At 34.5% G+C, this 9843-nt stretch carries 6 protein-coding genes and 2 tRNA genes; 6 read left to right on the forward strand and 2 right to left on the reverse strand.

Annotated elements, in window-relative coordinates; genetic code table 11:
- Positions 1-17 precede the first annotated feature (17 nt).
- Complete coding sequence (locus ACFIK2_RS03745) at positions 18-2552, forward strand: response regulator (RefSeq protein ID WP_375676891.1); 2535 nt, start codon at positions 18-20, stop codon at positions 2550-2552.
- Positions 2553-2831: 279 nt separating this feature from the next.
- Here the strand turns inward: ACFIK2_RS03745 and purN are convergent, their stop codons facing one another.
- Complete coding sequence (gene purN / locus ACFIK2_RS03750; RefSeq protein WP_375633163.1) at positions 2832-3443, reverse strand: phosphoribosylglycinamide formyltransferase; 612 nt, start codon at positions 3441-3443, stop codon at positions 2832-2834.
- A complete protein-coding gene (gene purM / locus ACFIK2_RS03755; RefSeq protein WP_375633162.1) occupies positions 3440-4549 on the reverse strand; it encodes a phosphoribosylformylglycinamidine cyclo-ligase in 1110 nt (369 codons plus the stop codon). Before purM ends, purN begins: the two co-directional genes overlap by 4 nt.
- Positions 4550-4707: 158 nt before the next feature.
- On the opposite strand from purM, the gene ACFIK2_RS03760 reads away from it, so the two are divergent.
- The 5 genes from ACFIK2_RS03760 to ACFIK2_RS03780 all read left to right on the forward strand — a co-directional run bounded on the left by ACFIK2_RS03760 (position 4708) and on the right by ACFIK2_RS03780 (position 7902).
- Entirely contained in the window at positions 4708-5919 is a 1212-nt protein-coding gene (locus ACFIK2_RS03760) for an AI-2E family transporter (RefSeq protein WP_375617797.1), read from the forward strand.
- A complete protein-coding gene (gene hdaA / locus ACFIK2_RS03765; protein ID WP_375617798.1) occupies positions 5916-6605 on the forward strand; it encodes a DnaA regulatory inactivator HdaA in 690 nt (229 codons plus the stop codon). The genes ACFIK2_RS03760 and hdaA overlap by 4 nt, the downstream gene beginning before the upstream one ends.
- 710 nt (positions 6606-7315) lie before the next feature.
- Positions 7316-7392 (forward strand) — tRNA-Pro (locus ACFIK2_RS03770).
- Positions 7393-7480: 88 nt separating this feature from the next.
- Positions 7481-7786 carry an ETC complex I subunit gene (locus tag ACFIK2_RS03775; protein WP_375617799.1) on the forward strand — a complete coding sequence of 102 codons (306 nt, stop codon included), beginning with the start codon at positions 7481-7483 and terminating at the stop codon, positions 7784-7786.
- Positions 7787-7825: 39 nt separating this feature from the next.
- Positions 7826-7902 (forward strand) — tRNA-Arg (locus ACFIK2_RS03780).
- Positions 7903-9843: the final 1941 nt, after the last annotated feature.

Below are 9843 nucleotides of genomic sequence, written 5' to 3' on the forward strand. Positions count from 1 at the left end.
AGCTAAGGCAAAGAGAGATGGATAAAGATTTTGAGAATAATGAAAGATCAGCGTCTTCGTTTCATCGGAGAGTTGTGATTTTTGGTGTTGTTTTTGTATTAGGTTTTCTTTTCATTGTGGGTATTTTAGGTTTTTTTTATACACAAAACTATTTGCAACAGGCGATATCAATATCTTTTTTGATTCTAGCAATGATCGGTGTTGCAACACTCGTTTTGTGTGGAATGGGAATTTTAAGATATCATGTGTGGTTGCATGAAGATTTTGATTTTAGCATCTTTAATAGGAGCGATGATGCAATTGTAATCTCTGATCTTTCTGGTTTTGTTTATTATTCTAATCAAAACTATCGAAAAATTCTGACCTATAAGCCTGAAGTGTCTTGTTATAGGGTTATTGCGGATCTTCCAGGAGCTGGTGGACTCTCGTACCGCTTAAAGGTTGCAGCCTGTAATAATCTTGCAGCGCAAGAGGAATTAAGAGTAGAACAGCCAATTTTTACTGATTCTACACCAAAAAAATCTGTTTGGTATAATATTTCCGTTCAACCTATCACAAAACAGAAAAAAAAGCTTTTATTTTGGCGTATTACTGATATTTCGCACTTACAACAAACGCGAGAAGTTTTTTTCTCGAACCTTCAAGAGGCTATCAATCACTTGGATCAAGCTTCTATTGGTTTTGTATCCGTTAATAAACAAGGAACTATTCTTTATGCCAATGCGACTTTTGCAGAATGGTTCTCAATTGATTTAGCGAATTTCTCAATTGGTCAACATAATTTTGATTCGTTATTTGATAGCGTTGGTGCTAAGAGCTCATGGAGTGATATCTGTTTGCAAACCAACAGATATCAAAGTTCAGGTTACTCTTTACCTTATAGGTTTTCGTTATGTTTAAATTCATACACGACTTGTGAGAAAATATTCCATTGTCTTATATCTGTTTCTTCTCTCTTAGAAGAGGAGGACATTTATCGTATTGTGATCATTCCACAACAAGTACAAAAAGAAGAAGATGATCAATTAAAATTACCCAGTATATTAGGAGAATATTTTGATGCGAGTCCTTTTGCAATAGCTGTGGTGGATCATGCAGGGCAATTGGTTCATATGAATAAAGCTTTTTCATCACTTACGGGATGTATGGACAAAGCTGTCAATTTTTATGATGTTATTTCTCGTCGTGATTGTGTGCAGTTAGAGCGTTCTTTTCAGAGAATTGCGACAAATAAAAATTATTTTGTTTCTCTAGAAACTGTTTTAGAAAAAAATGAAGAATGCCATTTACGGCTCCATATTATGTCTGTACCGCCCTATCACGGTGATGCATTGCAAGATTTGCTTATTATCTCTGTGATTGAAACAACCGAACAAAAAACTCTTGAAGATAAAATGATGCAAAGTCAGAAGATGCAAGCTGTAGGACAATTGGCTGGCGGCATTGCTCATGATTTTAATAATGTTTTAACAGCAATTTTAATGTCGTGTGATCTTCTTTTAAATACGCATCGTAGTTCTGATCCTGCTCATGCTGATCTGATCAATATTAAAAACAATGCTAATCGTGCAGCTGCTCTTGTCCAGCAATTGTTAGCGTTTTCTAGAAAGCAAACACTTCGACCTGAAGAAATTGATTTTACTGAATTTTTATCAGATATCCGCAATCTTATTTTACCACTTTTGGGGAATAATATTCAGTTAAAAATTATCCATGGAAGAGATTTGTGGAGCGTTGAAGTTGATCAAGCATCTTTTCAGCGTGTTATTATGAATTTGGTTATTAATGCGCGTGATGCCATGTTAGATGGAGGTATTGTTACGATTGCGACAAATAATATTACAAAGCAACAAAGTGCTGAATTTAATCATCTTGGATTAGCAATTGGCGAGTATGTGCAATTGACTATTTCAGATACAGGGGCTGGTATATCTGCTGCTATACAAGAAAAAATGTTTGAGCCATTTTTTACAACAAAAGAAGTTGGAAAAGGAACAGGACTTGGTTTATCAATGGTTTATGGAATTATCAAGCAGAGCGGTGGGTATATTTATTGTGAAAGTAAAGAAGGTGAAGGAGCAACATTTCATATTTTTCTTCCCCGTTATATCCCCAATATAAAAGGAGAAATTTCTCAAAAGATTGAAAAAGATGAAGAGAAAGATAAAAATATAGACTTAACAGGATCTGCGACTGTTTTATTGGTTGAAGATGAAGATGCGGTCAGAATGGGGGGGGTAAGAGCTCTTCAAATGAGAGGATATACGGTTTTAGAGGCAGCAAGTGGGGTGGAAGCACTCTCTATTCTTGAGGAACAAAAAGGAGATGTTGATATTATTGTTTCCGATGTGGTAATGCCAGAAATGGATGGGCCCACTTTATTGAAGGAAGTCCGTAAAAACTATCCTGGTATCAAATTTCTTTTCGTTTCTGGATATGCAAAAGATGCTTTTGCTAAAAATCTTCCACAAGATGCTGTTTTTGGTTTTTTATCTAAACCTTTTACACTCAAACAGTTAGCTCTAACAGTTAAAGAAATACTTTCGTCATGAGCAAAAAATTATGCAATAGAAAATTGCGTATTTTAAGATTTTTTAGGCGAAATACGAGAGTATTTTGATAAATAGTGTTTATGATAATGTCATAGAACTGAATAAAGAAGAATTTTGAAAATGAACTAAAATTCAAAAACACCACATATTTTGTGCAAAAATTTATGAAGAGATGGACTCTATTATGTCAACATTTCATAGAGATTTTCAATTGTAGAAACTGAGTAAAAACTATGTGTAAAGCATTGAAATATGCTGATTAATAGATTGTTGATACACTCAAAAAGATAAAAGCTGTTGTTGCGTATCTATCATTTTGCTCTTTCCTTCAATAAATGCTTTTAAAGCTTCGGGGTAGAGTTTATGCTCTACTTTAAGAACTCTTTGTGCTAAGCACTCAGCAGTATCATGGGGATAGACTGGAACGGCTGCTTGGGCAAGGATTTTTCCTGCATCCATGTCTTCTGTAACAAGATGAACAGTGCAACCCGTGATTTTTACACCTGCTTGTAAAGCTTTTTCATGTGTGTTTAAGCCTTTAAATGAAGGCAAAAGAGAAGGATGAATGTTTAAAATTCGTCCTTCATAAAGTTTTACAAAACGTGGTGAGATAAGACGCATATACCCTGCAAAGCAGAGAAAATCCGGTTTATATTGATCTAAAATCGTAAAAATATTTTCTTCATGCTCTTCTTTTGTTTTGTAAATTTTACGATCAACAATATGAATAGGTAAGTTATGGTTTTGCGCCTTTTCAATACCGTTTGCGCGCGGATTATCGCAAATAACCGCGACGATTTCAGCAGGATATTCTTTTTGTTGACTAGCTTGAGCAAGTGCGACCATATTGGACCCATTACCAGAAATAAAAACGACAATTTTTTTTTTCATAAATGCAGTACCCCTTTATAAAGTATTCCTTTATTTTGATCTTGGCATTTTATTAAAATGCCAAGGGGAGTTACAGTTTCTCCTTTTCTTTCAAGAGCTTGTGTAATTGTTTCAGCTGCATGCTGTGCTACGATAATGATCATGCCAATACCACAATTGAATGTTCTTAACATTTCTCTTTCTTCTATTTTACCTTGTTTGGCAATCCATGAAAATACTGCTGGAACATTGATGGTAGAAAGATTAATTTCAGCGCAGAGAGAAGATGGAAGGACACGTGGAATATTTTCAGGAAAGCCTCCACCCGTAATATGAGCAAGAGCTTTAATCCCTTCATGTTTTCGCATGATGGGAAGAAGCGATTTTACATAAATGCGTGTTGGTGTAAGAAGTGCTATACCAAGGCTGTTTTCGGGGGAAAAAGGGGCAGGGTTATTCCATTTGAGATAATTTTGCTGGATGATTCGTCGAACAAGCGAAAAGCCATTGGAATGAATTCCAGAGGAGCTTAGACCTAATATAACATCACCTTCTATCAAATCTTTTGAAGGGAGTAGCTTGCTGCGTTCGCATGCTCCTACAGCAAAACCGGCTAGATCATAATCTCCCTCTGCATACATTCCTGGCATTTCTGCAGTTTCTCCTCCAATAAGAGCAGCACCGGCTTGTTTACATCCTTCTGCAATACCAGAAACAATCGCAGCACCTTGTTCAGGGTCGAGCTTTCCAGTTGCAAAATAATCCAGAAAAAAGAGAGGTTCAGCTCCTTGTACGAGTAAATCATTGACACACATAGCTACAAGGTCAATACCTACAGTGTTATGGTGCCCCACTTCAATGGCAATTTTTAATTTTGTTCCCACACCATCATTGGCTGCTACTAGGATAGGATCTGTAAAGCCAGCTGCTTTTAAATCAAAAAGGCCACCAAACCCGCCAATTTCTGCATCTGCTCCGGCTCGTTTTGTCGCGCGTATAAAGGGTTTAATTTTTTCTACCATAGCATTACCCATATCGATGTTTACACCGGCTTTTGCGTAGGTAAGACCAGCTTTGGATTTATCCCCAGCCTTGGATTTATTATTTGTAAGATCTTGATTGCTCATTGGAGCCTTCCTTTAATGGAAAATCAGGTTTTGATATTATGCAATGCCATGATAGAGTTCTCTCTGCAAGAGATATTGATAAGAAAATAAGCAACTTTTCTTGTACCTTATTTTGAAGTTGTTTATAATTTTTTGTGAAGATTTTTTTAGGATATTTTATGAGCAAGATATCAGATAATCACGAACAGTCTTCTTGGCAACTTATGAGAAAGAAAGTGAGTGAGAATACATCTCGTGATCGTTATAAGACTTATGTGCCAGCGTATACTCAATTACCGTTGCCGAATAATATGAAAAGACAAATCTTTTTTTGGCTTGGTACGCTGATTTTTTTCATTCTTTTTATGTTTGTTTTTGGATCGATTTTGCTTCCTTTTGTGGCAGGGATTGTGTTGGCTTATTTTCTCAATCCCATTGTTCAATTACTTGAAAAATTTGGTATTCGTCGTGTGTTTGGGACTGTCCTTATTACCTTATTTATTGTTATTACCTTTGTTGCTGCTTTAGTTATTTTGATTCCTGTTATTAGTTGGCAAATACAGCAATTTATGAGTGATGGTTTACCTGTTTATATTAATCGTATTCAAACCTTTTTTGTTGAGCATGATTTTGATTGGTTAAGGCGCTATTTTGGAAGTGATCCAAATGAATTACGGAATAATATTAAAGGATTTTTGGGCGAAGGTTCGGATTTTATTACGTCTCTTTTGAATTCACTTTTAAAGTCAGGAAAGTCAATCGTTAATATCGTTAGCCTATTTGTTGTGGCACCTGTGGTGGCATTTTATATGTTATTAGATTGGCCACGTATGGTAACAGCAATCGATTCGTTAATACCGCGTGATCATCTTGAAACCGTCCGTAGTATTTTTCATGAAATGGATAGAGCTATTGCAGGCTTTGTTCGTGGACAAGGAACAGTTTGTCTCATATTGGGAGGCTATTATGCTATTGGTTTAACGATTGCAGGACTCAATTTTAGTCTTTTGATTGGTATGTTTATTGGTCTTATTAGCTTTATTCCTTATATCGGCACAATGAGTGGTTTGGTCCTTTCTGTTGGTATTGCATGGGTCCAGTTTTATCCCAATAATTGGGGGGGAATCATTGTTGTGATGGCACTTTTTTTAATTGGTCAATTTATTGAAGGTTATATTCTTCAACCCAAGCTTGTAGGTTCATCAGTGGGATTACATCCTGTATGGTTGATGTTTTCACTTTTTGCTTTTTCTTCACTCTTTGGTTTTACTGGTATGCTTGTTGCTGTTCCTGCGGCAGCGGCTGTTGGCGTTTTAGTTCGTTTTGCTCTTCATACTTATCTGAGTTCTCAGATGTATTCGCGAAGCGGAAATTCGGAGCCGCTAAAATGAATGGGCGTGAAACGCAATTATCTTTAAATTTTCCTTATGATCCGATTTTTCAATTTGAGGATTTAGTGGTAACGGAAAGCAATCGTATGGCTTTTCAGCTTATTGATCACTGGCCCAATTGGAGCTTACCTATTGCAGTTTTGGTTGGTAAAGAAGGATCTGGAAAAACGCATTTTTCTAATATATGGCTCCAAAAAGCAGATGCTTTCAGGATTCAGCACAATGAACTTGATCAGGCTGTTACTATGGCTTCTTTAGGCAGATCATTTTTAATAGAGGATATTGATACAGGTGAAATCAATGAGACAGAACTTTTTCATTTAATTAACAGTATTAAGCAAGCAAATCTTGATGCACGACAAGCTACTTTATTGATGACGGCACAAACACTTCCTTCCGCTTGGAATTTAATGTTAAATGATCTAAAAAGTCGCCTTAATTCGGTGATGTTCGTTGAAATTAATCAGCCTGATGATGCATTGTTAACAGCTGTTGCATTTAAGCTTTTTTCCGATAGGCAACTTATTGTACATCCAGATACGGTTTATTATCTTGTAAGCCGTTGTGAACGTTCTTTATTTTCATTGAAGCGTGTTATTGATTCTGTTGATCAGTTGGCATTACAAAGAAAAAGAAAAATAACACGTGCTGTTATTGCTGAAGTTTTAAATAGAAGAAATCCGTAAATACTCCTTATCATGGCTTACTTATTCTGTCCTTCTATTATCGTTTCAATATGTGGAAGACAAGTCATTTAAATTTTTTCTTTTTGGATATCTATATAAGAGTAAAAAATAGTATTTTTTACTCTTATCGTGTTTTTATTTTAAATAGCTTTGAGATTTTATTGTATGATGTTGAATTCTTACCATCTTCGTATTTGAAAATTTTTCTAAAAAGAGCGCTGTATTTTATTTATAATAAAACCTTTGTGCTTTGAAAAAATGTTTGTTGTTTATGGATTTGGATTGTAGAAGATTCTAGAATTTTTAATAAAAGAGTCTTTGGGAAGATAGAAAAAGAGGGGAAAAAAGCTTAATACAGCTGAATTTTTTGGCTTATGTTCTCTTTGGGAAAGTTTTTCTATAATATTTAAGTCATTTTTTTCTAAAATTGTATCTGTGGAATGTGTTTTGATACAATGAGAGCTTGCTTAAAACAGGATAAAAATTATGAAATCCTTATAGAGAAATTCGTTATTTTTTAATATAGATTGGATTTTCTTACGGAAGTTATTTTCTACTATTTGTCAATAAATTTGTTATTGAGTAGAGGGAAAAATTAAAAAATGTGCTTTTTTGTAAAGAAATACAACAAAATTAAAAAAAAGTGTGTTTTTCTCTTGCACTTCTGTTGTGAAAATTTTAGGAAATGTGCATCAAGTAAATGTAAATGGCGGAGCGTAGCGCAGCCTGGTAGCGCACCTGATTTGGGATCAGGGGGTCGTAGGTTCGAATCCTATCGCTCCGACCATATTTGATTGAGTGTGTGAGAATGACCCAATTGGGTACGTGTGGTGAAAACTATCATCCAAGCGTTGTGTAATCTGAAGGAAAAAGGCATGATCGCACGTATTTATAGTCCTGCTAAGACAGCTATGCAGTCAGGTAAGGGGAATACAGGTTTTTGGATTCTAGAGTATGAGCCAATGAAAGCAAAAATGCTTGAACCTCTTATGGGCTACACAGCAACGTCTGATATGAATAATCAGGTAAGGATTCGATTTAATAGGAAGGAAGAAGCGATTGCTTTTGCACGTAAGAATGCTATCTCTTACCGTGTAGAAAAGAAACATACATCGATTCGACGTGCTATTTCTTATTCTGATAATTTTCGCAGTGATCGGCAGCATTCTTGGACACATTGAATTGAAGATGCTATTTTGAATTGAGAAAATAATCAGTTGGGTCCCGTAGCTCAGCTGGATAGAGCAACGGCCTTCTAAGCCGTGGGTCACAGGTTCGAATCCTGTCGGGATCACCATGTTTAAATGATATTTATAGGCTATAAAAAGTTAGAGAGTTTTCCTTTTATTCTATTAGCTTATTTTTCTGTATAATCCCGAATCTTTTTGATGTTTTTTGGTTTATTTTGTTGCTAAACGTTTTCTGTTGACTGTTTTAGTATAAAATGATGCTGTTTTCTCTTTTTTCAGTAAAAATTGCTTTTGATTGCTGAAACTTTAGCATTGCATATTCTTGCCGAGTGTTGCTACTATATCACATGCTTTAGGAAACAGATTACAAAAACTCTTTTTTATGAGCTTCTTTTCATCTTTCTGAAAATGAATATTTTATTTCTTAGATTAGATTTAAGCATTGCGGCTAATGCTGGTGAAATTGCCCAAAAACATCTATTGTGATTTTTTTATTTTTTATGAATAATATTATTACGTTTTTTAGCATGATCTTTGGTAAGATCGATTTTGATTAGATACAAGGCATGATGGATTCGATTTAGAACAGTTTATGAAACATTGAAGAATAAAAACGATATCTGTTTATGATGAGAATTTACAGATGGCACAAGAGGTGGAAAATATCTTCTTGTCTTGGAAGCTGTGATTCATAACGAATTACTTCTTTATAGTTTTTTCGTATAAAAAGATGTTATATGTGCCGTCCAGATAAGATATTGTTTTTTTCAATGAGAGACACTTGCGGACAATTTGATTTAACATGATTGTCACTGTTTCTCAGGTAGGGTTATAGGTTTCATCAATGTTTAGGTTTTCTTAGTCTTATAGGTTTAAGAATGTATACTGTATATTTATATGAATGAAGATAGATTGTATCTTAGAGTTAAATTTTAGATTTCATATTTACATTTTCAAATGTTTTTTCTTATTTCTTTATAGTTTGTACATCATGTTAGAAGTATTTTAATATTGGATAACAATCACATTAAAATGTTATACAGATGAGCTCTGAAGATCTAAACTCACACGGTTCAAGGTGATCATTATTTCAATAGGAATACAGTGTGAGGAGAATGCCATTTTACAGGCTTTGTTTTAAGAGATATCTCTTAAAGCTCACTTCACTCTGGCGCTCGTGAATGGTACAATGATAAATCCATTGAGCTCCATCATCTTTACACTTATGAAGAAATAAGCTGACATTATCATACACTTTGCCTATTTGTCAGCCTCCGATGTTGCAATAGATCTCAGCACTTGAGGCATTTATCGGCATTTTTGTGCTTTTTTATACAATTTTTACTTAATACTAATTCCTCTTATGACGTGTAAGAGAGACGGTTTTGTTTGATTCAATATAAATAGGTTTGAAATGAGAAAACATTACGATATTCGGATTTCTCATTCAACATGGCAAACAATAAAACATGATTATAAATCAATGTATTTTTAGAATGAAAAAATTTGCTTTTATCGTGTTTTTTACTCTTTTTAATATTTTATTATAATCTGTAATTGGTAAACTCAAAATACAGCTCTAAGGTTAAGTGTTTTATATCTATCGAAGTGACTGTTGTTATATCTAACTGTTTAGACAACAAGTGTATACCAATAGACATGAAAGAATTAAGAAAAACAGAGGATAGATCAGGAAATAAACAATATTTTTTAGAACGGAAGCCTATGCTTGTGGAAAGAATTTTAAAATCAAACTTCTAATCTGTTGAAAAATGAGGCTGTTATTACGTTTGTGATACTTTTTCCCCCAAGAGGCGCTATCAGAACGTAAAAAATATTAGAAACACTCCGTAAAGTATGCCCTTTGTAGAGGCATGTTGCAAAATCTTATTTCCGAATCTTTATTTACGCATCCCGTACCTTGGAAGAATACGATAATTCGATAATTTATTTATACTATAAAGTTGAATGGTGGGCGTGACAGGCAAATAAAAAGCAAGTAAAATAAAATAGTTATGTCTAATATAAGGGAATAGGTGAATCTTGAT

Source organism: Bartonella sp. AP88XZML, assembly GCF_042195565.1.
Classification (GTDB): domain Bacteria; phylum Pseudomonadota; class Alphaproteobacteria; order Rhizobiales; family Rhizobiaceae; genus Bartonella.

Bases quoted from the DNA above. Each gene is read 5' to 3' on its own strand.
- ACFIK2_RS03760 (WP_375617797.1), top strand. From the start codon at position 4,708: ATGAGCAAGATATCAGATAATCACGAACAGTCTTCTTGGCAACTTATG.
- purM (WP_375633162.1), bottom strand. From the start codon at position 4,549: ATGAGCAATCAAGATCTTACAAATAATAAATCCAAGGCTGGGGATAAA.
- hdaA (WP_375617798.1), top strand. From the start codon at position 5,916: ATGAATGGGCGTGAAACGCAATTATCTTTAAATTTTCCTTATGATCCG.
- purN (WP_375633163.1), bottom strand. From the start codon at position 3,443: ATGAAAAAAAAAATTGTCGTTTTTATTTCTGGTAATGGGTCCAATATG.
- ACFIK2_RS03775 (WP_375617799.1), top strand. From the start codon at position 7,481: ATGATCGCACGTATTTATAGTCCTGCTAAGACAGCTATGCAGTCAGGT.
- ACFIK2_RS03745 (WP_375676891.1), top strand. From the start codon at position 18: ATGGATAAAGATTTTGAGAATAATGAAAGATCAGCGTCTTCGTTTCAT.